Consider the following 22,721-nt stretch of genomic DNA (forward strand, 5'->3'; position numbering starts at 1 on the left):
TCGGACATAAAGCGCCATTATTACAATTAGTTAGGGAGTGACCTATGGCCCCGGACGAGAAAAAGATTTATATCCTCGACACCAATATCCTGCTCCACGAACCCCACGCCATCTATTCCTTCGACGAACACGACCTGGTCATCCCCATGACCGTCCTTGAAGAACTGGACACCATCAAGGACAGGCGCACCGACATTTCCCGGGACGCGCGGATCGCCATCCGTACCCTGGACGACGTCTTCAGGGATGCCAGCCCGGAGGACATCCTCACCGGGGTCGAGCTGCCCTCGGCGGACACCGAGGGCAACAGGGGCTCCATCACCATCTTCCCCGACCACGAACTGGAAATGGACCTGGCCCATGTGCCGGGCAGCGAGAACGACAACCGCATCATCAACGTGGCGCTGCACCTGCAGAAGGAAAAGGCGCCCAACAAGGTGGTGCTGGTCACCAAGGACATCAACATGCGTCTCAAGGCCAAGGGGGCCGGCCTGAGGCGGGTGGAGGACTATCGCACCGACCAGCTCATCGACGACATCCGCTTCCTGGCCAAGGGCTACCTGGAGATGGACGGGGAGTTCTGGAGCCGGGTGGAGAAGGTGCAGACCGAGTCGGACGGCAGGGACACCTACCAGACGGTGGGGGCCGGGGTGCTGGAGAACATCTTCACCAATGAATACCTGCTGGACGCCAGCCCGGATTTCGCCGCCCGGGTGGTGGAGCACGACGACAAGCACGTCAAGCTGCTGGATCTGGGCCGGGATCGGCTGATGGCCCAGCACGCCTGGGGAATTTCGCCCAAGAACATCTACCAGGGCCTGGCGCTCCATGCCCTGCTGGATCCCGGCATCGATCTGACGATCCTCACCGGCCCGGCCGGCTCCGGCAAGACGCTGCTGGCCATGGCCGCCGCCCTGGAGATGGTCATAGAGCGGGGCCTCTACGACAAGGTGATCGTCACCCGCAATACCCCGGAGATCGCCGAAAGCATCGGTTTTTTGCCCGGCACAGAGGAAGAGAAGATGCTGCCCTGGCTGGCGGCCATCACCGACACCCTGGAGGTGCTGCACGGTTCGGACTCCAATCCCCACGGCAGCCTGGAATACATCATGGAGAAGGCCAACATCCAGTTCAAATCGGTGAACTTCATGCGTGGCCGCTCCATCCAGAACGCCATCGTCATCATAGACGAGAGCCAGAACCTCACCGCCGGCCAGCTCAAGACCATACTGACCCGCTGTGGCGAGGGTACCAAGATGATCTGCTCCGGCAACCTGTCCCAGATAGACTCGGCCTACCTGAGTCCGGTGACCTCCGGCCTGACCTACATAGTGGAGCGCTTCAAGGACTTTCCCGGCAGTGCCAATGTGTTCCTGGACGGGGTGGTGCGCAGCAGGCTGGCCTCGTTCGCCGAGGAAAACCTGTAAGGGACTCAGCCCTGCTGGGCCGCCTTCTGGGCGCGCCGCTTGCGGCGCTGCTCGCAGAGCTGGATCACCTTGCGTTTCTGGGCGTTGCTGAGCTGGTGCCAGTGGAAGCGTTCTTCCCGGGAGCGCAGGCAACCCAGGCAGTAGCCGCGGCTGTCGGCCTGGCAGACGCCTCTACAGGGGGAGGGGATGTCGAAGAATTCAAGCTGCTCCATGGCCGCAGCTTAGACGAAAAAAGGCCGGGTATAAAACCCGGCCTTTATCCGTATGGTGCAGATGGGGAGACTTGAACTCCCACGAGCAAAGCTCACTAACACCTGAAGCTAGCGCGTCTACCAATTCCGCCACATCTGCAAGTCTTTTTTGAAAGCCGCCTTCGGCCACTTTCCCTAATTGTGTTGGTGCAGATGGGGAGACTTGAACTCCCACGAGCAAAGCTCACTAACACCTGAAGCTAGCGCGTCTACCAATTCCGCCACATCTGCATCATACGTCGGAAGAAGATTCATCCTCGGTACGGCGTGGCATTCTACGGATTGGCGCGGCGTCGTCAACCGCTTTTTTCATCTCTTGCGTCGTTTGCCGATTCCGTGAGCAATGCGCCCATGAAATGGCCAGAAAAGCAAAAACCCGGCCTAAGCCGGGTTTTCTATGTATGGTGCAGATGGGGAGACTTGAACTCCCACGAGCAAAGCTCACTAACACCTGAAGCTAGCGCGTCTACCAATTCCGCCACATCTGCGTGTGAGGGCGAATTCTATAGACTTTGCCGGCCAGGTCAAGCCTTTTTTCAACGGCCGCTGCCGCGGCAGCAGTAGACACGGAATTTCCTGTCGTCGGCCAGCCTTTCCACCTTGCCGAAGCCGGCCGCCATGATCGGCTCGTACCTGAGGAAGCTGTTGGCCACCACCACCAGGTCGCCGCCCTGCACCAGCCGGGCCGGCGCCTCGCGCAGCAGGGATTCGGTGGCGGAATAGTCGGTGCCGACGCCGGTGTGGAAGGGCGGGTTGGTGATGATCTGGTGGAAACGGCCGTGCAGATCGCCCAGGCCGCTGCCGGGCTGCACCTTGGCATTGTCCAGGCCGTTGGCGGCCAGGGTGGCGTGGCTGGCGGCGATGGCCAGGGCCGACACGTCCAGCATTTCCACCTGGGCCTGGGGAGCCTTCCTGGCCAGGTAGGCGCCTATGACGCCGGCGCCACAGCCGAAGTCGAGGATGCGGCCCTGGGCCTTGACCCTGGGCAGGTGCTCCAGGAGCAGCCGGGTACCCTGGTCCAGCTCGCCATGGCTGAATACCCCGGGCAGGCTGCAGATGATCAGGCTTTCACCGGCCACTTCGATCTCGTGCTGGTGCTGCCAGTCGTTGAGAACAAAGGGAGCCGGCTGTTCGCTGAGCGTCACCACGAACAGGCTGCAGTGGCGGGCGCTGTCGAGCTTCTCCACCTGGCCATAGGGTTCGAGGAGCTTGGCGGCCGACTTGATGCCGCCCTTGTTCTCGCCGATGACATAGAGATTGCCGCCCTTGCCGACACAGGCCGCCAGGGCGGCCAGCTGCATGCGCAGTTCTTCCTTGGCCTTGGGAATGAACAGCACCCCGTGCCTGGCCTGGCCGGCAGGCACGGGCGCAAACTGGGCATTGTCGCCCAGGTGGCGCCGTGAGCCCTGGTAGGCCAGGTAGTCGCTGTGGTGCATCAGCGGCTTCAGGCCTTCCGACACCAGGGTGGCGGCCAGTTCATCACGGGGGGCCTGGCTGATCAGCAGCGGGCCTTCCTCAAAGATCGCCAGGTTGCGCAGCAGCAACTGGCTGGGGTTTTCCAGCATCTCATTACACCTTTTTCGATGGACCGGCGAGTATACCACGGGGCGCTGTCTATACTTTGGAAGGAAACGGGCCAGGGATGGATCATGCGGCTGGGATTGCTTCAGAAAACCTTGATATTTCTCCTTCTTTTCGTGAGTTCGGCCGCCCTGGCCGACGTCAGGGTGATCGCGCATCCCGACCTTGGCGAAATCAACCTCCCCCCCCAGCAGTTGCGCCTGCTGTTCTCCTCCCAGATCCCCTACTGGCCGGACGGTACGCCCGTCACCCTGGTGGTCATGGACAAGGAGCATGAATGGCACAGGCGCTTCTGCCAGGAGGTTCTGTCGTTGTTCCCCTACCAGTTGGAAAGGGTATGGCGGCGGCGCATCTATTCCGGCATAGGCCGGGCACCCATCAGGGTCAGTAGCAGGGAAGAAATGGTCAATACGGTCGGCAGGACCAAAGGGGCTATCGGATATGTACAAATGGAAGAGATCCCAAGCCAGGTGGTGCTGGTGTCTGTTGACTAGCCTGGCTTGGTCGCTGTCCGCCACCGAATGGCATGGCTTTGCGGGTCAGGGGCTGGTCTACACCAGTGACAACGGCTTTTTCGACCAGGACAGCGGCTGGTCTGGCGAATATACCGAGCTGGGCCTGAGCCTGGCCCAGGATCTGGGCAACCGTACCCGCCTGGCCGGCCAGGTGCTGTATCGCCAGGCCGGCGACAACTACGACCAGGGCTTCAAGCTGGACTACCTGTTTTTGGATTGGCGGCCGCAACTGGGGGAAGGCGAGCTGGCGCTGCAGCTGGGGCGGATCAAGAACCAGGCCTGGCTTTATTCCGCCTTCCAGGACACGCCCGTGGCCCGTCCCGGCATCTTCATGCCCCAGTCGGTCTATCCGGATGGGCTCAGATCCATGTCCCTTGGGCTGGACGGTATCAGCCTGGGCTATGGCGCCAACACCGAGCTGGGACGTATGGCGCTTAGCTTCGCCTATGGTAAGCCGCCGATAAGCGACAATGCCGAAAGGACCATATTCGGCGATCTCAATTCCCGGGAGCTGAAGGCCAACTCCAGCCGTTATTGGCTGTTGGATTGGCAGACACCGGGGCAGCAGTTCGAATTCAAGCTGAGCTGGCTGGCCGGTGATTTCGATCATAAAGCAAGCCCCCCCGGGCCCTTGAGCGACGGTAACGTCAAGATGGAATTCCTGACCGGCTCCATGATCTACAGCAGGGAGCAGTGGGAGCTGACCCTGGAGCTGATGAAGCGCCATTTCAGGGCCTGGCGGGTATTTCCGGCCGTGGTGCCCAGCGAGGTCGATGCCGAGCTGGGTTATATCCAGCTCAGGCGCATCATCTCACCGCGGTTGTCCGTCTTTGGGCGCTTCGACTACATCAACATGGATACCTCCGTCAGTGCCGCCAACTACGACCAGACCAAGGACTACACCCTGGGCCTGAACTGGCAGTTCAACGCCAATTGGCAACTCAGGGCCGAGTACCACTGGGTGGATGGGGTGACCTGGATCCCGCCCCTGGTGCGACTGGATGCCAGGGGCCTGGAAGAGAACTGGCAGATGGGGGCGGTTCAGCTGATCTATGCCTTCTAGCATGAAGAAACCCCGCACCCTTTTTCTCAGCCTCAGGGCCAAGCTGTTCGTGCTGCTGGCCCTGTTCCTGCTGGTGATGCTGCTGGGCCAGAACTGGCTCAGCCAGGAGCACAGCGACAGGATCATGAGCCAGTACCAGTCCCATATCATGGGGACAGTGGAACGGGTCTACAGCCAATCCCTGGATGGCAGGGTGACGGTGGCGGCGGAACAGGTGGAAGCTCTGAACCTGTTGCTCAGGGGCGACGATCTCGATGCCCTGGCCAATCAGCTCGAACAGAGTTGGCAGAGCCTGCGCCTGACCTGGAGTTGGCTGGGGGTAAGGCTGCAGGATGCCCGGGGGCGGCTGCTGTTCGAAGCCGGCCAACTGGATAAGCTGGAGCTCGGCTTTCCCCCTGAGCCCAGGGCGTCGCTGCAATGCCGACAGCTGTGCATGCTGACGGTGGCGGTTCCGGTGCTGAGCCGCTCGGGCCAGCCCGGCACCCTGACCATCACCGAATCCCTGGCGCCGCTGCTCAGCGATCTCCACCAGACCCTGCCGGTGGATCTGCTGCTGCTGGCCCCCAACCACTCCCGGGCCAGCCTCAACAGCCTGCGCCACCCCCAGCTCTGGAACCTGTCGTTCCGCTCGGGCACGCCCAACCCCCAGGTGATGCGCTTGATGATGGCCCTGTCCAGGGACTGGCTTCCCCAGCAGCTGCTCGAAGGCAGGCTTTATGGCTTCGAGGGACGGCAATGGCTGGTGTGGTGGCATCCCCTGCCCAGCCTGGAGCAGGGAGGTCTGCTGATCGCCATGGACGTCAACCAGCAGATCGCCGCGTCCAGGGCCTACAAGGCCAAGCTCACCTGGCTGGGCCTGGCCCTGGGGATCTTTTCCTGTTCATGGTTGCTGTGGCTGGCCTGGCGCATGGCGGCCCGCCTCAGCCAGCAGGCCAAGGTGTTGCCTTCCCTGGCCCATCACCCAGAGGCGCTGGCGGGCCAGCAGCGGCAGCCTCAATTGCTCTGTGACGAGCTGGATCTGCTGGAAGAGGCGGAGTTCGAGCTGGCCAGGCGGCTGGTGGAGCTGGACCGGCAGGTGCAGCAGCGTACCAGCGAGCTTGAGCACCACATCAAGTTCGATCCCCTGACCGGCCTGGCCAGTCGCAGCCTGATCGACTCCGAGCTTTACCGCCGGCTGGAACACCTGCCGGCAGAAGAAAAGCTGGCACTGGTGTTTATGGACATCAATGACTTCAAGCAGGTCAATGACTCCCTTGGCCATGAGCAGGGAGACAGGCTGCTGCAGATCCTGGCCCAGCGACTCTCCCATGTCGGTCAGCAGGAAGAACTGATCGGCCGGTTCGCCGGCGACGATTTCGTGGTACTGAAGCAATGCCGGGAGAGCAGCGAGCTCGATGAACTCAGCCGCCGGCTCAGGGAGATCGTCAAGGAGCCGGTACAACTGGGGGAACGCCTGTACGGCATCAACGTGACCCTGGGCATCGCCGTGGCGGAGGGGCCGGAGATGTCGCCCGGGGAGCTGCTCAAGCGGGCCGACATGGCCCTGCATCACGCCAAGGCCAGCAAGGCCAGCATCAGCTACTTCAACCGGGACATGGAAGAGCGGCTCAACGCCCGTATCAGCCTGGATCACGATCTGGACGCGGCCTTCAGCGAACAGCAGTTCATGCTCTACCTGCAACCCCAGTACCAGCTGAGCAATGGTGAGCTGCATGGCTTCGAGGCCTTGATCCGCTGGCGCCACCCCAAACAGGGCATAGTGTCGCCGGGCAACTTCATTCCGGCCCTGGAGCAGTCCGAGCGGATAGTGGAGCTGGGCTTCTGGACCATAGAAGAAGCCCTGTCCATGCTGGCCAGGCTGGAGGCCGGGGGCCTGCACGGCTGCCATATGGCCGTAAACCTGTCGCCACGGCAGTTCCTGGACGCCAGCCTGCCGGCCTTCATCGACACGGCGTTACGCCGCCACGGCCTGCTGCCAGGGCAACTGGAGCTGGAGGTGACGGAGACCAGCTTCATCGGCCGGTTCGGGCCGGCCATAGATGCCCTCAATGCCATCAAGGCCACAGGGGTCAGGGTGGCCATAGATGATTTCGGTACCGGCTATTCCTCCCTGAGCTACCTGCGCCAGCTGCCCTTCGATGTGGTCAAGATCGATCGTTCCTTCGTCGCTACCCTGGGCCAGGACGACACGAGCAGCAAGATAGTCACCAGCCTTATCGAGCTGCTTCATAACCTGGGCGCCACCGTCGTCGCCGAAGGGGTGGAAACCCAGGCCCAGCTGCGGCTGCTCAAGGCGTTTGACTGTGATCTGGCCCAGGGTTACCTGCTGGGCAAGCCCATGGACGAAACCAGCCTGATCCGGCTGCTGAGCGGCAACATCTCCAGCCTGCCCATTCTCGCCGGCAAGGTCGGCAACCAGGCCTAGGGTGTCCGGCCGCAAAGCCAGGTGCCTTTGACCCGGCCCTGCCGATCCAGCAGCACCAGATCGGCGTCCATGCCGGCCCTGAGCATGCCCTTGCGGCCCTCCAGGCCCAGAAAACGTGCCGGCCAGCGGGACGCCATGCGCAGCGCGCCTTCCTCGCCGACCCCCAGCCAGGTACGGGCATTGGCCACCGCCTGGGCCATGTTCAGGGCCGAGCCGGCCAGGCGGCCTTCCTGGTTGCTGAGCCTGTCGCCGTCCAGGTGCAGAACTTCATCGAAATAGGGGAATTCCCTGGCCTTGCTGCCGACGGCCTGCATGGCGTCGGTGACCAGCAACAGCCGCTGCTCGCCAAGGGCCTTGAGGGCGACCCTGGCGGCGGCGGGGTGGACATGGTGGCCATCCAGGATCAGGCCGCAGGCGGCCCCGTCGTGGGCCAGGGCGGCGCCGACCATGCCGGGCTCCCGGGAGCCAAAGGGCGACATGGCGTTGAACAAATGGGTAAAGCCGGTTGCGCCTGCCTCCAGGGCGGCATTGGCCTGTTCGAAGCTGCAGTCGGAGTGGCCCAGGCAGACGATGGCGCCGGCCGCCACCAGTGCGGCTATCTGCTGCGGCGGCACCTGCTCCGGGGCCAGGGTCACCAGGCGGATGCCCAGATCCTGGCGGCAATAAAGGGCCATTTCCCTGTCGCTCAGGGGGCGGATATGCCTGGCCTGGTGGATGCCGCGCTTGGGCTGGCTGAGGTGGGGACCTTCGAAATGAATGCCCAGGATCCCCGGCATGCCATCTTCCAGGGCCAGGGCGACCGTATCGGCGGCCCTGGTCATCTTGTCCAGGTCATCGGTGATCAGGGTCGGCAGCATGGCGGTGGTGCCGAAGCGGCCATGGGCCTGGACCATGGCCCCCAGGGTGGCCAGGCTGGGTTCGTTGTTGAAGAGCCGATCGCCGCCGCCGTTGACCTGGATGTCGATAAAGCCCGGCGCCAGGGTGCCGTCAAGATGCAGGATCTCGTCGCCGTCCTCCGTGCCAAGGGAGAGGATCCGGCCGTCGACCAGGGTCAGGCAGGGGCTGTCGAGAAAGGTATCGCCGTCAAAGAGGCGGTCGGCCTTGAGGGTCAGTGTCTTCATCTGTGATCACAACCAGTCGTGGGGGTGGCGCTCGGCCTCATAGATCAGCCTGTCCCTGATCTGCTGGGCCACCCTCAGTGGTATATAGGGCAGCGTCAAGGTACCGCTGGCCAGGCTTAGCTGCAAACTGGCCAGATCATGTTTCATCTGCCCCGGGGACTGGCTGAGGCGTACGGCCTGGACCTTGGGGCCGGGGATAAGGGTCCAGGTGGTACCGAACAGGCCGCTGCGGATCCACAGATCCCGTCCCTCCTGGTGGTAACCCCAATGACGCCAGCGCAGCCACACCAGTAGCCAAAGCAGGGGCAACAGCAGCAGGGGCTGGCTGCCGCCGGTGATCTGCATCAGGGTGGCCAGGGTCGGCAGGGCGGGCAGCAGCCACAGCAGGGCGGTCCGGGAAAGGTAGCGGCTGTCGATGGCACGTGCCTCCTCCGGCACCTGGTGGCGATGGCCAAGCAACGACATGTAATGGGGCAGCTGCTGGTATTCGAGGGCCGGCAGCACCATGGAGGCCCTGGCGTCCTGCTCCTGCTGGTGATCGTCCTTGACCTGGACCAGCTCCAGGGTCCAGCGCCCAAACAGCCGGCACAGCAGGTTGTACCTGAGGCGGATGATCTGTAGTCGCCTGAGCTTGAGGCTGGCCTGGTGCCGGGTCAGCAGGCCGCCGCTGAGCCTGAGCATGCCGTCATGCCGATGCAGGGCATAGGGGTGGTAGCGAACCACGGCGCCCAGCACCGACAGCAGGGTGAAGACGAGGAACAACGCCAGCAGGAAGCCGGCCACCGCCAGTGCCGTCATGGCCGGGGAGAAGCGGCTATCATCCAGGCGGAAAATGGTCATCCCGCTCCAGTCGATGTAGTCCCAGAAGGGTGCCAATACCACCAGCAGCCAGGCCAGGTGGTTATGGCAGATGCCGTGAATGACCAGATCCCCAAGACTACGGCTGAGCATGGGAGCGGAAGCCTCCTGCTGAACGGGCGCCGTTGCCCCTTCCAGCAGCTGCCGTTTCAGGCGGTTGGCCTGGTCCAGGGGCAGGGCCACCAGCGTGGCTTCCTTGCCCTTGGCGCCGGCGGTCTCGACTTCCAGGTTATAGAGGGACAGGGGACGCAGGTAGAGCGGCTGGCTGATCTGGATGTTCTGGATGCGGCTGGCGGGAATGTCCAGGTGGGCGCGGAACAGCAGCCCCTTGCGGATCAGCAGCCTGTTGCCGTCCAGCCGGAACCGGAACAGCCACCAGCCAAGGATGCTGCTGGCCAGCATCAGCGGCAGGCCAGCCGACAATCCCCACAGGCCCAGGGTGCCGAGATCCCATGGCCCGTAGAGGCCGGCGGCGATGAACCCCGGCAGGGCCTGGACCATCAGCCGCAACTGCCCCAGGAATACCACGCCCAGGCCCCAGGGGGATAGCCGCTGCCAGGCCATGTCAGCTCTCCACCTTCAGCAGCAGCTGCTGCCTGAGGGCCTGGGCCTGTTGCGGGGTCAGGCCGGGGATGCGCAGTTCGGCGCTGGCACTGCCGGCGCTGTAGCCCTTGAGGGTGCTGAGGCCAAAATACCTTTCCAGGGGGCCCTGCTCGATGGCCAGGTGCTGGAGGCGGCAGTTGGGCACCACCTTGTGGTGGCGCCACCAGAGCCCGAACCAGATCATGGTGTCGTGCTCCCGCAGCGCATAGCGGAACCGCCTGGCCCAGAGCCAGCGGTAGCGGCCCATGGCTAGGACCAGCACCAGGGCCAGCAACGACCAGGGCAAGGCCTGCAGCCAGGACAGTGCCAGGGCGTTGCGGGTAAACAGCAGCACCGCCACGGGGACGGCAACCATCAAGGGCAGCAGCGGGGCCTGCATCAGCTTCGCCAGCCTGGGATCGACGGCATTACCCTCGACCAGGGCGGCCTGGGGCAGGTTGTCCGGATGGATACTGTGGTTGCTGAAGGTGTCCATGCTGTGCTCTTTACTGCAGCTCCTTTACTTGCAGGATGGCAAAGGGGGCTCGGGAAGCAAAGCAAAAAAGCCGCGCCAGGGGCTCGAACTGGCTATGGCGCGCCTGGCCAGGACGCCAAAGACGGCCGGATAAAGGGGCAGCCCCGCTGCCTGACAAGTTGCTAATGCCATGGCCTTTTCCGGGATCAACTAAGCTATTAGGACCAACTCCCGTGGACAGTTGCCGTGCTGAAAAGCCTCCGCCTCCTCCTGCTGCTGTTACTGGCCGGCCAATGCTGGGCCCAGGGCAGCTATTGGCGGCTGGAGATCAAGGGGGCCATAGGTCCCGGCACGGCCAACTACCTGATCAACCAGATCGATGAAGCGGCCGCCCAGGCCGAGCCGCCCGAGTTCCTGCTGGTTGCCCTGGACACCCCGGGCGGCCTCTACTCGGCGACCCACGACATCAACCAGGCCATCCTCGCCTCAAGGGTACCCATCGTCATCTATGTGTCGCCCCAGGGAGCCAGGGCCGCCTCTGCCGGCACCTTCATGATCTACGCCAGCCATGTGGCGGCCATGGCCCCGGCCACCCATCTGGGAGCGGCCAGTCCGGTGCAGATCGGCAGCCCGGGCCAGGGCGGGGAGGAGCAGAAGGAAAGCGAGAACCAGAAGACCCTGGCCCGCAAGCAGCTCAACGACGCCATCTCCTATATACGCTCGCTGGCCGAGCTGCGTGGCCGCAACGTGGAATGGGCGGAGGAGGCGGTGCGCAATGCCGCCACCCTGACCGCCGCCGAGGCCTTGGAGCAAAAGGTCATCGAGATCCTGGCCAGGGATGAAGGCGACCTGCTGGCCCAGCTCGATGGCCTGGAAGTGGAACTGCCGGACGGCAGCAGGCAGCTGCAGAGCCAGGGGCTGGTGGCGTCCGACAGGGAGCCGGACTGGCGGGAGCGTTTCATCATTGCCATCACGGATCCCAACATTGCCTACATACTGATGCTGATCGGCATCTATGGGCTGATCCTGGAGTTCTATAGCCCGGGGTTCGGGGTGTCCGGCACCATAGGCACCATCTGCCTGCTGCTGGCGCTGCTGGCCTTCCAGATGCTGCCCATCAGCTATGCGGGCCTGGCCCTGATCCTGGTCGGGTTGGCGCTGCTGCTGGCCGAAGCCATGGTGCCCAGTTTCGGGATACTGGGGGCCGGGGGGCTGATCGCCTTCCTGCTGGGTTCGATACTGCTGTTCGACAGCCCGGACCAGGCTTATCGCGTGGCCTGGCCCTTGATTGCCGCCTTTGCGGTCACCTCCCTGCTGTTCCTGCTTATCGTGGTGCGCATGCTGCTCAGGCAGCGGCGCAGGGCGGCCGTGTCCGGCCTGGAATCCTTGGTCGGGGGCGAGGCCGTGGTGCTGGAAAGCCAGGACGGCCAGGTGACCGTATTCATGAACGGGGAGCGCTGGCTGGCCAGCTCTCCGGTCCCGCTGCAGGCGGGGCAGAAGGTCAGGATAGAGGGTGTTCAGGGGCTGACCCTGAACGTGAGCGCCAAGAATAATGAGGAGGGTTTGTCATGATCCCCGTTGGTTATTTTCCCCTATTGCTGATCATCTTCGTGGTCAGCCTGATCATGAGCATGTTCCGCATTCTGCGGGAATACGAGCGGGGCGTGATCTTCCTGCTGGGACGCTTCTACAAGGTCAAGGGGCCCGGCCTCATCATAGTGGTGCCCTTCGTGCAGCAGATCGTGCGGGTTGATCTGCGCACCGTCACCATGGACGTGCCCACCCAGGACGTGATCTCCAGGGACAACGTCACCATCAAGGTCAATGCGGTGCTCTACTTCCGGGTCATCGACCCCCAGAAGGCCATCATCAACGTGGAAAACTACCTGGAGGCCACCAGCCAGCTGGCCCAGACCACGCTGCGCTCGGTGCTGGGTCAGCACGAGCTGGACGAGCTGCTGGCGGAGCGTGAGACCCTGAATGCCGACCTGCAGCGGATCCTCGACAACAGCACCGATGTCTGGGGCATCAAGGTCAGCACTGTGGAGATCAAGCACGTGGACCTGGATGATTCCATGATCCGCGCCATCGCCCGCCAGGCCGAGGCGGAGCGGGTCAGGCGGGCTAAGGTGATCCATGCCAATGGCGAACTGGAGGCCTCCCGCAAGCTGCTTGAGGCCGCCGAAACCCTGGCCAAACAGCCCCAGGCCATCCAGCTCCGCTACCTGCAGACCCTCACCGAGATCTCCGGTGAGAACAACTCCACCATCATCTTCCCGCTGCCCATGGAGTTGATGCAGGCCTTCAGCAAAAAGAAGGAATAGGCCTTCAGTGCCTAGCTGCCCTGGGGTAGGGTAGGGGCAAACCGCCGTTCGAAACGTTGAAGTGATTGAATCCCTCCTAGAGCGCCTGGGGATCCCCTACAAGCGCTACGAGCACCAGCCTCTGCATGACTGCCTTGAGGCCGACCGCCTGGGCCTGCAAAGGTCCGGCACCAGGCTCAAGAACCTGTTTCTGCGTGACAACTACGGCCGTCGCCACTTCCTGCTGCTGACCCGCCATGACAAGGCGGTGGATCTCAAGGCGCTGTCCAGGCAGCTGGGCATTTCGCGGCTGGGCTTCGCTTCCAACGAGCGGCTGGAGAAGTACCTGGGGGTCAAGCCCGGCTCTGTATCGCTGCTGGCCCTGGTCAACGACAGCGCCCGGCAGGTTGAGCTGTGGCTGGATGAGGAGATTTGGCAGGCCGAGGAGTTCCAGTGCCACCCCCTGGTCAACACGGTGACCCTGGTGTTGCCCAAATCGGGTCTGCTGAGGTTCTGCGAGCATCTGGGCCATAAGCCCCTGGTGCTGGAGGTGCCCGGTGCAAAACAGGGCAAGGGCCGGTAAGTCCATCTAATCTCACTTGAAGGCAAGTGCAGAGATGAACCGTGACTGAGAAACGCGCAGGCTACGAATGCGGGCCCCCCGGGGTCTGCGTGGACGAGTGGCCGGAGATATACGAGGTGGATGTGGAGGGCAAGAAGTACCGCACCCACCTGACCGAGAGCACGGCCGTTTGGCTGACTCGCGTTAAGACCAACCTCGCCCAGGACAACATCGCCCATTTCCTGGTGAACTTGGCCAAGGTGCCGGTGAGCACAAAAGAGGAGATCGCTGCCGCCAAGCAGCGGGTGTCGGTGGCGAGCCACCGTTACGCCAACGGGCCGGAGCACCTGCACCAGGAAGATACTTACTCCTGGGACGGGCGGCCGATCTTCGCCGTCCACCTGGACGCCGGGCCGGAGGGGTTCAAGATCTACACCACCTGGAATATTGACCCGCTGCTGCCCTGGGAGGAGCCGTCGCAATAGCATAACCATTCACTTTCGCTGCATACGACAGGCCGCCTTCGGGCGGCTTTTTCGTGCCCAAAGGGCGATTATATTCTACAGGATATTCTACAGAGTAATTACTCTAGAGGTTTTCGGGGCTACAGGTCGGACAAGTTGGCGGGGTGAAAATCGCAGTGGGGGAGGGTGCGGCGCGGCCAAGAACGGGCGGAAGACAGGGACTCAGAAAAAGAAAAACCCCCGTAAAAACGGGGGCTTAGGATATGGTGCCCCGAGCCGGAGTCGAACCAGCGACACGCGGATTTTCAATCCGCTGCTCTACCAACTGAGCTATCGGGGCATGGTGCCGGCTACCGGAGTCGAACTGGTGACCTACTGATTACAAGTCAGTTGCTCTACCAACTGAGCTAAGCCGGCAAAAATGGTGCCCAGACGCGGAATCGAACCACGGACACGGGGATTTTCAATCCCCTGCTCTACCAACTGAGCTATCTGGGCGACGGGCGCTAATTAAATAGTTTTTCCCTGGGCAAGTCAACAGCCGTTTCCACCGAAGTGAACTGTTTGCTCAAAGCCTGAGCAACTCAGGCCTCGGGCGGGGTATAACCCTCTATTTCCACGTCCTTCTTCTCGAACAGGAAGGCCACCATCTGCTCCTCCAGGAATTTGCGGTGCTCGGGATCCATCATGTTCAGCTTCTTTTCGTTGATCAGCATGGTCTGCTTGGACTGCCACTGGGCCCAGGCTTCCTTGGAGATGCTGTCGAAGATGCGCTTGCCCAGTTCACCGGGATAGAGTTGAAAGTCCAGGCCCTCGGCTTCTTTGTCGAGGAAGACGCAATGTACGGTACGGCTCATATCGGCTCCTTGGCTGCCAGCTGAGATAGCAATTTCTCCGTAGGCGCTGCCAGGCCCACGGTCTGCGGTTGGGACAAGTTATACCAGAGCTCCCCGGCCCCTTCCATGAGGCGCGTGCCACTGGTTTCGACCTCGATCAAAAGCGGGCTGATCTCCAGGTGGAAATGGCTGAAGGTGTGCCGGAAGGTGTCGAGTTCGGTCTCGCCCAGCGAGGCCAGGCCCAGGGCCTGCAGCTGTCCGGATATGTCCTCCTTGGCCTCGGGAAAACACCAGAGCCCCCCCCAGAGCCCGGTCGGCGGCCGCTGGTAGAGCAGTACCCTGTCGTCGTTCTTCAGCAGCAGCAGGGTGCTTTCCCTGACCGGCAGCGTCTTCTTGGGCTTCTTGCCCGGGTAATCCTGGGGATTGCCCTGGGCCCTGGCCAGGCAGTCGTCTTCCAGCGGGCACTGCTCGCACAGCGGCTTGCTGCGGGTGCAGATCATGGCGCCCAGATCCATCATGGCCTGGTTGAAGGCCTGGATCTCGTCCTTGGGGGTGACCGACTCGGTCAGCGCCCAGAGTTCGTCCTGGACCTTCTTCTGCCCGGGCCAGCCCGGCACGGCGAAGCTGCGGGCCAGCACCCTTTTGACGTTGCCGTCCAGGATGGGGTGGGGCTGGCCCAACGACAGCGACAGTATGGCGCCGGCCGTGGAACGGCCGATGCCGGGCAGGGCCTGGACCTCGTCCAGGCCGGTGGGAAAGCGGCCCTGGTAACGGTCTCGGATCACCTGGGCGGCCTTGTGCAGGTTCCTGGCCCGGGCGTAGTAGCCCAGCCCCGTCCAGTGATGCAGCACCTCGTCCTGGGGGGCGTCGGCCAGGGCGGTGACATCCGGAAAGCGGGCCATAAAGCGTTGGTAATAGGGGATCACCGTCGCCACCTGGGTCTGCTGCAGCATGATCTCCGACACCCAGACCCGGTAGGGGGTCTTGTCGTGCTGCCAGGGCAGGGTCTTGCGGCCATACTGGTGATACCAGAGCACCACTTTGTCGGAAAAGGACTGGCTCATGATGTACGGGGCTTCAGATCTGGCAAAGGGGGTCTATTGTAGCGATAATGCCCAGCCCTTCACCATTGGAGACCCAGAAAGAGCCATGAGCGACCAGCACAACACCGAAAACACGGGTGAAAAATACCTGCGCAAGATCCGTAGCTTCGTCCGCCGTGAGGGCCGTCTGACCAAGGGCCAGGAACGGGCGCTGGAGCTGCACTGGCCGACCATGGGTCTGGAGCATGGCATGGGCATGCTGGATCTGGACAAGGTCTTTGGCCGGCAGGCGCCCGTGGTGCTGGAAATCGGTTTCGGCATGGGCAAGAGCCTGGTGGAGATGGCCGCCGCCGCCCCCGAGAAGGACTTCATCGGCATCGAGGTGCACAAGCCCGGTGTTGGCGCCTGCCTGATGGCGGCGGAAGAAGCCGGGGTCTCCAACCTGAGGGTGTTCGAACACGACGCCGTGGAAGTATTGGAAGACTGCATTGCCGACGGCAGCCTCAGCACAGTGCAGCTGTTCTTCCCCGATCCCTGGCACAAGAAGCGCCACCACAAGCGCCGCATAGTCCAGCCCCACTTCGTGGAGGCCATCCGCAAGAAGCTCAAGATCGGCGGTGTCTTCCATATGGCCACCGACTGGGAAAACTATGCCGAACACATGCTGGAAGTGATGTCGGCAGCGCCTGGTTACAGGAACCAGTCGCCCAGCGGCGACTATGTGCCGCGCCCAAAGGAGCGGCCCCTGACCAAGTTCGAGCAGCGCGGCCACAGGCTGGGCCACGGGGTCTGGGACCTCAAGTTCGAACGAGTTGAATAAGCACAAGCGGAGGCATCGGCCTCCGTTTTTTTTCACCACTTGTTGGTGAGAAAAACCAAGTTGGATGTCGCGTCGAATGCCTTCCTATTGATTATAAAGCTATTTTTAAGTTGGCACGGGCCTTGTTACGGCTAAGGGGTATCAACTTAATCGCCATGGAGAGCCCCATGAAAAAGTCCCTTATCGCCCTGTCCGTCCTGCTCAGCAGCAGCGCCTTCGCCCACGTCTCCGTTGACAACGACTGCAACCTGGAGTTGGAGCACGATCTCAAGGTTGGCGAGAGCAGCTTCTTCATCACCGACCAGCAAAAGCCGCTGATGAGCTACATCGACGGCCATCTCCATATCGACGGTGACGAGGTTGAGCTGAGCCGCCAGCAGCGGCAACAGCTGGACAACTTCACCCGTGATCTGCACCAGGGTGTGGGTGACATAGGCGAGCTGACCGCCGAGGCGCTGAAGTTTGCCGGCGAGATCAGCGGGGAAGTGCTTACCGAAATACTGGGCGTGGAATTCGGTCAGCAACTGCAGCAGACCCTGGAGCAGGCCGGCGACAAGGTGCGCGAGCAGGTGTTCCAGGACGGTGACTACTGGCAGCTCAAGGCCGGCGACTGGGAAGAGGAGATGGAAAACTTCTTCGACGAGGAGTTTGAACAGCAGATCGAGGAAACCGTCACTTCCTCCCTGGGCTCGGTGCTGATGGTGATGGGCCAGGCCATGATGAATGGCGAGGGCAGCTTCGAAGAGCGCATGGAAGCCTGGGCCGCCGAGATGGAGGCCAAGGCCGAACTCATCGAGGAGCGGGCCGAGCGGGAAGGCCAGTTCCTGGAGGAAAAGGCCGAGGCGCTCTGCACCCGCTTTGTGGCCCTAAACGATCAGGAAGAGGCCCTGCGTGCCAGCATCCCCGGCTGGGAGCTGGACCTTATCAGCCTCAAAGAAACAGAGCACCAGCAGTAACGGCCAGGGCCACCATGGCCCACACCGGCAAACGCCACACCAGCATCAAGGCGGCGCCCAGCACCAGCAGGGCGCCGCTTTTGGGATCCGTGACCGAGCTGGTCCAGAGCGGGTCATAAAAGATGGCTGCCAGTATGGCGATCACGGCGGCATTGGCGCCGCGAATGGCACCCTGCAGCCAGTTCAGGTGGCGAAGGCGTTGCCAGGTGGGCAATACCCCCCACAGCAGCACGAAGGACGGCAGATAGATGGCCGCCAGTGCCAACAGACCGCCTTGGATGCCGCCAGGGCCCAGGGTGGAGCCGGCACCGATAAAGCCGGCAAAACTGAACAGGGGGCCGGGCATGGCCTGGGCCAGGCCATAGCCGGCCAAAAAGCCCTGCTCGCTCATGCCGCCGCGCACCAGTTCGGTTTCTTCCAGCAGCGGCAGCACCACATGGCCGCCGCCAAATACCAGGCTGCCGGTACGTACCAGCTCCCCGAGGCCCTGCCAGGGCAGCAGGCTGAGCAGGGTCAGCAGGCCAATGGCCGTGGGCAGGCGCCAAAGGCCACCGGTGACGCCTGGCTGTTCCTCGACGTCGTCCGGCAGTGGCCGCAGGGCGATGGCGCCGAAGACGGCGGCGGCCAGTAGCAGCCAGAGTTGGCCACCGTTTGCCAGCAGGAGCAGCAGCGCCAGGATCACCAGGGCCAGGGTCCTGGTGGCACGGTCCGGCAGCAGGCTCCTGGCCATGGTCCATACCGCCTGTCCCACCACCAGCACCGCCAGCAGCTTGAGGCCGTGGATCACGCCACCACTGTAGGACCAGTCCAGCAGCCAGCCCAGGCCGAGGCCGGCGCCGATCATCAGCGCCGCCGAGGGCAGGGTAAAGGCGACGAAGGCCAACAGGGCGCCGGGCCAGCCGGCTCTTTCCCGGCCTATGGCCATGCCCACCTGGCTGGAGGTGGGGCCGGGCAGCAGCTGGCACAGGGCCATCAGCTCGGCAAAACGTTTCTGGCTCAGCCAGCCCAGCTTGTGGACGAAGGTCTGTTGGAAGTAGCCGATATGGGCCGCGGGGCCGCCGAAGGCGATCAGCCCCAGCTTGAAAAATTCGATGAACAGCGAGGTCATGCCTGTACTCTGTTTGCTCTGTTGGGAACTAGCCGTCTTGAAAGGAAGTTGTCGCTGGCCAGCCAGGCGATCAGTACCTCGCACAGGGGGATGGCCTGCATGATATAGAAGTGCACCAGGCGGAAGCCGTTGCCTGCGGCAATGGCTGTATCCGGGTCTTCCGTGATGACGGCAATGGACAGGGAAACATTGGCGGTCATCGAGATCAGGATGACGAGGAGGTAGCAGAGGTAACCCCGCCTGCTATGGCGATCCTGAATGAGGGCATCCAGCAGAAAGGCGAAGATGATGACCTCGCGGGCGGCCTGAACCACGTAATAGAGGCTGCCAGGGGGATTGGTATACAGGTGGGAGCCTACCTGTGTGGTCATCAACCAGGTGCCGAGGAAGTAGATAAGGTAGTTGAGCAGTATGATGCCAACAAGACGGCGCCCAGTCCTGGCAAACGCAAAGGCCGCCGCTATCAACAGCACAGCGGACTGATTGAACAGAGCGATAACGTCGTAGGGACCGAGGCCGTCTAACATCAGTTGTTACTTCTTATCGGTTTCGTCGGTACCGCCGCCGTTACCACCGCCTTGGTTTCCTGTTTGTCCTGTTCCAGGCATAACAAACTCCTTCTGTTAGAAAAAAGCGCTCCTTCTGGAGCGCCCTTAGTGTCCCGGTAAAAAGGAGCTGAATCAACCCTTAACGGCGGCGATCCAGTCCTCTACCTGCCGGCTGAGCACGTTAAGCGGCAGCGGGCCCTTGGCCAGTATCACGTCGTGGAAGGCGCGGATGTCGAAATCATCGCCGAGCTCGGCTTCGGCCTTGGCCCTGAGCTGCTTGATATGCAGCTTGCCGACCATATAGGCGGTGGCCTGGCCCGGCATGACGATATAGCGCTCTATGGCCTTGACGGCGTCACCTTCCGGGTTGGGGGTGTTGTCCAGCAGGTAGCGGATGGCCTGCTCGCGGCTCCACTTCTTGGCGTGGATGCCGGTGTCCACCACCAGGCGGCAGGCCCGCCACAGCTCCATGGCCAGGCGGCCGAAATCGGAGTAGGGATCCTGGTAGAGGCCGATCTCCTTGGGGATCTCCTCGGAATACAGGCCCCAGCCCTCGATATAGGCGGTGTAGCCACCGAAGCGGCGGAATTTGGGGATGCCCTGCAGCTCCTGGGCGATGGCGATCTGCATGTGGTGGCCGGGAATGCCCTCGTGGTAGGCCAGGGCCTCCATCTGGTAGATGGGCATGTCCTTCATGTTGTAGAGGTTGGCGTAGTAGTAGCCGGGACGGGAGCCGTCCGGGGCCGGCTGCTGGTAGAAGGCCTTGCCGGCGCTGCGCTCACGGAAGGCTTCCACCGCCTTGACCACCAGATCGGCCCTGGGCTTGACCCCGAACAGCTCGTCCAGGCGGCCCTTCATGTTGTCGATCAGGGCAGTGGCTTCCTTCAGGTAGCGCTGGCGGCCGGCTTCGGTGTTGGGGTAGTAGAAGCGATCGTCGCTGCGCATGAATTCGAAGAAGGCCTTGAGATCGCCCTTGAAGCCCACCTTGTCCTTGATGGCCTTCATCTCGCCGTGGATACGCTCGACCTGCTCCAGGCCCAGCCGGTGGATCTGCTCTGCGCTCAGCTCGGTGGTGGTCATTTCCCTGAGGCGGGCCTGGTAGTAAGCGTCGCCGTCCGGCAGCTTCCAGGCGCCGTCGCGACTGTCGGCCCTGGCGGCTACGGCCTGGACCGTCTTCTTGAGGGCGGCATAGGCCGGCGCCACCTGGGTGCGCAGGGCTTCGCTGGCCTCGTTGACCAGTTGCTCGCCGTTGGCCAGCCCGGCCTTTTCCACCTTGCCGTGGAAGTCGGCCAGCAGGGTCGAGGCCTTGTCGGCATCGTCGAAGGGGCGGCCGCCGGTGATGTTGTCGATGTCGCGAAGCACGTGTTCGAAGACGAAGGCCGGGGCAATGATGCCCTTGTCGGCACGCTCGCTGAGCTGGGTTTCCACCTGGGCCAGCAGCGCGGGCAGCCGGCGCAGGCGCTGGATATAGGCCCAGGCGTCGGACTCGCTGTCGATGCGGTGCTGGTTGATCAGGAAGGCCACCGGCATGGAGTGCCAGCCATACATCTGGTTGACCGGGTAGCCGTGCTCGCGCCAGCGGCTGTCTCGGATGCTGTCTTCCAGATCCTGGCGCAGCAGCGTCAGGCTGAGCCTGTTCTGGTCGTCGAGCAGGCCCTCGTCCAGGGCCTCGAGCCTGGCCAGCATGGCCCTGGCCCGGTCGATGCCGGCCTGGTGGGCTTCGGCGGACAGGTCGTCCCATTCGTCATACCTGTCCTTGCGGCCCAGGCCGGTCAGCATCATGGGGCTGTGGGCGGCTTCCTGTTCGAAATAAGTATCGAAGAGCCGGCTGGCCAGGGCGTTGGCTTCGGCCTGCTGCGCTACAGGGGCGCCTTGTCCCTCGGGGGCTTGGCCGTGCTGGGCACAGCCGGCCAGGGCGGCGGTGAGGGCGAGGGCCAGGGCGGATTGGCGTAGTGTCATGGTGGCTACCTTGGAGTCTGTTTTTTTCCATGGTAACCACAGTGGCCCCGGGCGGGAACCTTGCTCGTCGCCGCTAATCGGCGTCCAGTAGCATGGCCAGCAGCTGGTTGAGGTAGCGGTGGCCCTGTTCGGTGACGCGCCAGGCGCTGTCGTCTTCACCGATCAGCCCCAAGCGTACGGCATCGGCCAGGAAGGCCTGAACCTGCTGCGGGGCCAGTCCGGTGCGGGCGGAAAACTCGGCCTTGGGCACCGGCCGGAACAGCCGCAGCCGGTTCATGAAGTATTCGAAAGGCCTGTCCTCAAGCTCCACCTGGCTGCAGTCGAACAGATAGGGCTGGTCGGGATCCAGGTAGCCCTTGGGATGCTTGACCTTGACGGTCCGGTAGATCCGGCCGCTCAGGGGATGGCTGATCTTGCCATGGGCGCCACAGCCGATGCCCAGGTAATCGCCGAAATGCCAGTAGTTGAGGTTGTGGCGGGCCTCGAAGCCGGGCTTGGCATAGGCGGAAATCTCGTACTGACGGTAGCCCGCCTCCAGCAACAGGGCGTGGCCGGCCTCCTGGATGGCCCAGAGGGTTTCGTCCTCCGGCAGCACCGGCGGTTTGGAAGCGAACAGGGTATTGGGCTCTATGGTGAGCTGGTACCAGGACAGGTGCTGGGGGTTGCAGGCGATGGCCCGGCGCAGATCAGACAGGGCATCATCCAGGCTCTGGCCGGGCAGGCCATGCATCAGATCCAGGTTGAAGCTGTTGACGCCGCAGCCATGGGCCAGCTCGGCGGCGCGGATGGCCTCGGCCGGGCCATGGATGCGGCCCAGGGCCGCCAGCTTGTCCGGCTGCAGGCTCTGCACGCCGATGGACAGGCGATTGACCCCGGCCCGGGCAAAGCCGGCGAACTTGTCCGCCTCTACGGTGCCCGGGTTGGCTTCCAGGGTGATCTCGATATCGTCGGCAAAGGGAATGCGCGCCGCTATGCCCCGGAGCAGCCTGGCGATGGCCTCGGCGGAAAACAGGCTGGGGGTGCCGCCACCGATGAAGATGCTGTGCAGCTGCCGGCCCTGCACGTGGTGCAGATCCGCCTGCAGGTCTGCCAACAGGGCCTCCACATAGTCCTCTTCCGGTATGCCGCCCCTGAGGGCATGGGAGTTGAAGTCGCAATAGGGGCACTTCTGCACGCACCAGGGAATGTGCACGTAAAGCGACAGGGGCGGCAAGGTCAGCATCAGGCCTTGAGCTCCCCGACCAGCATGCTCAGGGCCTTGCCCCTGTGGCTGAGCTGGTTTTTCTCATCCTTGCTGAGTTCGGCGGCGGTCTTGTTCACCTCCGGGGCGAAGAACACCGGGTCATAGCCGAAGCCCTCACGGCCGCTGCGCTCCCTGGTGATATGGCCTTCCCAGCTGCCCTGGCAGATGATGGGGGTGGGGTCGTCGGCGTGGCGCAGGTAGACCAGGGTGCAGACGAAGCGGGCGCTACGGGCCGCTTCCGGCACGTCGGCCAGCTCGGCCAGCAGCTTGTCGATATTGTCGGCATCGCTAGCATCAACGCCGGCAAAGCGGGAAGAGTAGATGCCGGGGGCGCCGCCAAGGGCGTCCACCACCAGGCCGGAATCGTCGGCGATGGCCGGCAGGCCTGTTACCCGGGCCGCGTTGCGGGCCTTGATGATGGCGTTTTCAACGAAGGTGGTGCCGGTTTCCTCGGCTTCGGGCACGTCGAAATCGCTTTGGGCGGATACATCCAGGTTGAGCGGGGCCAGCAGGGCTGCCAGCTCCCGGACTTTACCGGCGTTGCCGGTGGCGAGAACAATCTTGGTCATGGCGCCTCCTTC

The 22,721-nt window shown here is 63.1% G+C and carries 22 protein-coding genes and 6 tRNA genes; 10 read left to right on the forward strand and 18 right to left on the reverse strand.

Features of this window, described 5'->3' with window-relative positions; genetic code table 11:
* The first annotated feature begins 44 nt into the window (after positions 1 to 44).
* The gene (locus WDB71_RS01985; RefSeq protein WP_341502980.1) at positions 45 to 1,427 is read left to right on the forward strand and encodes a PhoH family protein; all 1,383 of its coding nucleotides are present in this window, start codon (positions 45 to 47) and stop codon (positions 1,425 to 1,427) included.
* A gap of 5 nt (positions 1,428 to 1,432) precedes the next feature.
* Here the strand turns inward: WDB71_RS01985 and WDB71_RS01990 are convergent, their stop codons facing one another.
* From WDB71_RS01990 to WDB71_RS02010, 5 genes are all read right to left on the reverse strand, one after another.
* Positions 1,433 to 1,639 carry a DUF1289 domain-containing protein gene (locus tag WDB71_RS01990; RefSeq protein ID WP_341502981.1) on the reverse strand — a complete coding sequence of 69 codons (207 nt, stop codon included), beginning with the start codon at positions 1,637 to 1,639 and terminating at the stop codon, positions 1,433 to 1,435.
* Between the two features lie 53 nt (positions 1,640 to 1,692).
* A tRNA-Leu gene (locus WDB71_RS01995) sits at positions 1,693 to 1,778 on the reverse strand.
* Positions 1,779 to 1,823: 45 nt separating this feature from the next.
* Positions 1,824 to 1,909, reverse strand: a tRNA-Leu gene (locus WDB71_RS02000).
* Between the two features lie 171 nt (positions 1,910 to 2,080).
* Positions 2,081 to 2,166: transfer RNA gene (locus WDB71_RS02005), tRNA-Leu, on the reverse strand.
* Positions 2,167 to 2,214: 48 nt separating this feature from the next.
* A complete protein-coding gene (locus tag WDB71_RS02010) occupies positions 2,215 to 3,243 on the reverse strand; it encodes a methyltransferase (RefSeq protein WP_341502982.1) in 1,029 nt (342 codons plus the stop codon).
* A gap of 84 nt (positions 3,244 to 3,327) precedes the next feature.
* On the opposite strand from WDB71_RS02010, the gene WDB71_RS02015 reads away from it, so the two are divergent.
* Genes WDB71_RS02015 through WDB71_RS02025 form a run of 3 tightly spaced genes read left to right on the forward strand, consistent with a single transcriptional unit; the run spans position 3,328 to position 7,262 of the window.
* Positions 3,328 to 3,753, forward strand: a complete 426-nt coding sequence (locus WDB71_RS02015; protein WP_341502983.1) for a hypothetical protein — start codon at positions 3,328 to 3,330, stop codon at positions 3,751 to 3,753.
* Positions 3,746 to 4,837 carry a hypothetical protein gene (locus tag WDB71_RS02020; protein WP_341502984.1) on the forward strand — a complete coding sequence of 364 codons (1,092 nt, stop codon included), beginning with the start codon at positions 3,746 to 3,748 and terminating at the stop codon, positions 4,835 to 4,837. The genes WDB71_RS02015 and WDB71_RS02020 overlap by 8 nt, the downstream gene beginning before the upstream one ends.
* 1 nt (position 4,838) lies before the next feature.
* The gene (locus tag WDB71_RS02025) at positions 4,839 to 7,262 is read left to right on the forward strand and encodes an EAL domain-containing protein (RefSeq protein WP_341502985.1); all 2,424 of its coding nucleotides are present in this window, start codon (positions 4,839 to 4,841) and stop codon (positions 7,260 to 7,262) included.
* On the opposite strand, the gene nagA is transcribed toward WDB71_RS02025, so the two are convergent.
* Genes nagA through WDB71_RS02040 form a run of 3 tightly spaced genes read right to left on the reverse strand, consistent with a single transcriptional unit; the run spans position 7,259 to position 10,319 of the window.
* Positions 7,259 to 8,383: an N-acetylglucosamine-6-phosphate deacetylase gene (gene nagA, locus WDB71_RS02030; protein ID WP_341502986.1), complete on the reverse strand. Its 1,125-nt coding sequence runs from the start codon at positions 8,381 to 8,383 to the stop codon at positions 7,259 to 7,261. The genes WDB71_RS02025 and nagA overlap by 4 nt on opposite strands.
* 6 nt (positions 8,384 to 8,389) lie before the next feature.
* Positions 8,390 to 9,805 (reverse strand): PH domain-containing protein, encoded by a 1,416-nt coding sequence (locus WDB71_RS02035; protein WP_341502987.1) that lies wholly within the window; start codon positions 9,803 to 9,805, stop codon positions 8,390 to 8,392.
* 1 nt (position 9,806) lies between these two features.
* Positions 9,807 to 10,319 (reverse strand): PH domain-containing protein, encoded by a 513-nt coding sequence (locus tag WDB71_RS02040; RefSeq protein ID WP_341502988.1) that lies wholly within the window; start codon positions 10,317 to 10,319, stop codon positions 9,807 to 9,809.
* Between the two features lie 225 nt (positions 10,320 to 10,544).
* Between WDB71_RS02040 and WDB71_RS02045 the strand changes: the two genes are divergently transcribed.
* The 4 genes from WDB71_RS02045 (at position 10,545) to WDB71_RS02060 (ending at position 13,648) form a co-directional block, all read left to right on the forward strand.
* Positions 10,545 to 11,870, forward strand: coding sequence for a nodulation protein NfeD (locus WDB71_RS02045; protein WP_341502989.1), 1,326 nt, complete (start codon positions 10,545 to 10,547; stop codon positions 11,868 to 11,870).
* Positions 11,867 to 12,622 (forward strand): slipin family protein, encoded by a 756-nt coding sequence (locus WDB71_RS02050; protein ID WP_341502990.1) that lies wholly within the window; start codon positions 11,867 to 11,869, stop codon positions 12,620 to 12,622. Before WDB71_RS02045 ends, WDB71_RS02050 begins: the two co-directional genes overlap by 4 nt.
* Before the next feature lie 61 nt (positions 12,623 to 12,683).
* Positions 12,684 to 13,184: a prolyl-tRNA synthetase associated domain-containing protein gene (locus WDB71_RS02055; protein WP_341502991.1), complete on the forward strand. Its 501-nt coding sequence runs from the start codon at positions 12,684 to 12,686 to the stop codon at positions 13,182 to 13,184.
* Positions 13,185 to 13,225: 41 nt separating this feature from the next.
* A complete protein-coding gene (locus tag WDB71_RS02060; protein ID WP_341502992.1) occupies positions 13,226 to 13,648 on the forward strand; it encodes a hypothetical protein in 423 nt (140 codons plus the stop codon).
* 243 nt (positions 13,649 to 13,891) lie between these two features.
* Here the strand turns inward: WDB71_RS02060 and WDB71_RS02065 are convergent.
* The 5 genes from WDB71_RS02065 to mutY form a co-directional block, all read right to left on the reverse strand.
* Positions 13,892 to 13,967, reverse strand: a tRNA-Phe gene (locus tag WDB71_RS02065).
* Position 13,968: 1 nt separating this feature from the next.
* Positions 13,969 to 14,044: transfer RNA gene (locus tag WDB71_RS02070), tRNA-Thr, on the reverse strand.
* A gap of 5 nt (positions 14,045 to 14,049) precedes the next feature.
* Positions 14,050 to 14,125, reverse strand: a tRNA-Phe gene (locus tag WDB71_RS02075).
* An 86-nt stretch (positions 14,126 to 14,211) separates the two neighbouring features.
* On the reverse strand, positions 14,212 to 14,484 hold the full coding sequence (locus WDB71_RS02080; RefSeq protein ID WP_341502993.1) for an oxidative damage protection protein: 273 nt from the start codon (positions 14,482 to 14,484) through the stop codon (positions 14,212 to 14,214).
* Complete coding sequence (gene mutY / locus WDB71_RS02085; RefSeq protein WP_341502994.1) at positions 14,481 to 15,527, reverse strand: A/G-specific adenine glycosylase; 1,047 nt, start codon at positions 15,525 to 15,527, stop codon at positions 14,481 to 14,483. The genes WDB71_RS02080 and mutY overlap by 4 nt, the downstream gene beginning before the upstream one ends.
* An 85-nt stretch (positions 15,528 to 15,612) precedes the next feature.
* Here mutY and trmB point away from each other — a divergent pair, with 85 nt between their 5' ends.
* The gene (trmB, locus tag WDB71_RS02090) at positions 15,613 to 16,326 is read left to right on the forward strand and encodes a tRNA (guanosine(46)-N7)-methyltransferase TrmB (protein WP_341502995.1); all 714 of its coding nucleotides are present in this window, start codon (positions 15,613 to 15,615) and stop codon (positions 16,324 to 16,326) included.
* Positions 16,327 to 16,493: 167 nt separating this feature from the next.
* Complete coding sequence (locus WDB71_RS02095) at positions 16,494 to 17,282, forward strand: DUF2884 family protein (RefSeq protein WP_341502996.1); 789 nt, start codon at positions 16,494 to 16,496, stop codon at positions 17,280 to 17,282.
* Here WDB71_RS02095 and chrA read toward each other — a convergent pair.
* From chrA to WDB71_RS02120, 5 genes are all read right to left on the reverse strand, one after another.
* Positions 17,257 to 18,390 (reverse strand): chromate efflux transporter, encoded by a 1,134-nt coding sequence (gene chrA, locus WDB71_RS02100; RefSeq protein WP_341502997.1) that lies wholly within the window; start codon positions 18,388 to 18,390, stop codon positions 17,257 to 17,259. The genes WDB71_RS02095 and chrA overlap by 26 nt on opposite strands.
* A complete protein-coding gene (locus WDB71_RS02105; protein ID WP_341502998.1) occupies positions 18,387 to 18,917 on the reverse strand; it encodes a hypothetical protein in 531 nt (176 codons plus the stop codon). The genes chrA and WDB71_RS02105 overlap by 4 nt, the downstream gene beginning before the upstream one ends.
* A gap of 153 nt (positions 18,918 to 19,070) precedes the next feature.
* The gene (locus tag WDB71_RS02110; protein WP_341502999.1) at positions 19,071 to 20,897 is read right to left on the reverse strand and encodes a DUF885 domain-containing protein; all 1,827 of its coding nucleotides are present in this window, start codon (positions 20,895 to 20,897) and stop codon (positions 19,071 to 19,073) included.
* A 73-nt stretch (positions 20,898 to 20,970) separates the two neighbouring features.
* Positions 20,971 to 22,119 carry a radical SAM family heme chaperone HemW gene (gene hemW, locus WDB71_RS02115; protein ID WP_341503000.1) on the reverse strand — a complete coding sequence of 383 codons (1,149 nt, stop codon included), beginning with the start codon at positions 22,117 to 22,119 and terminating at the stop codon, positions 20,971 to 20,973.
* Positions 22,119 to 22,709: an XTP/dITP diphosphatase gene (locus tag WDB71_RS02120; RefSeq protein WP_341503001.1), complete on the reverse strand. Its 591-nt coding sequence runs from the start codon at positions 22,707 to 22,709 to the stop codon at positions 22,119 to 22,121. The genes hemW and WDB71_RS02120 overlap by 1 nt, the downstream gene beginning before the upstream one ends.
* Positions 22,710 to 22,721 lie beyond the last annotated feature (12 nt).

This window comes from Gallaecimonas sp. GXIMD4217 (assembly GCF_038087665.1).
Taxonomy (GTDB): domain Bacteria; phylum Pseudomonadota; class Gammaproteobacteria; order Enterobacterales; family Gallaecimonadaceae; genus Gallaecimonas.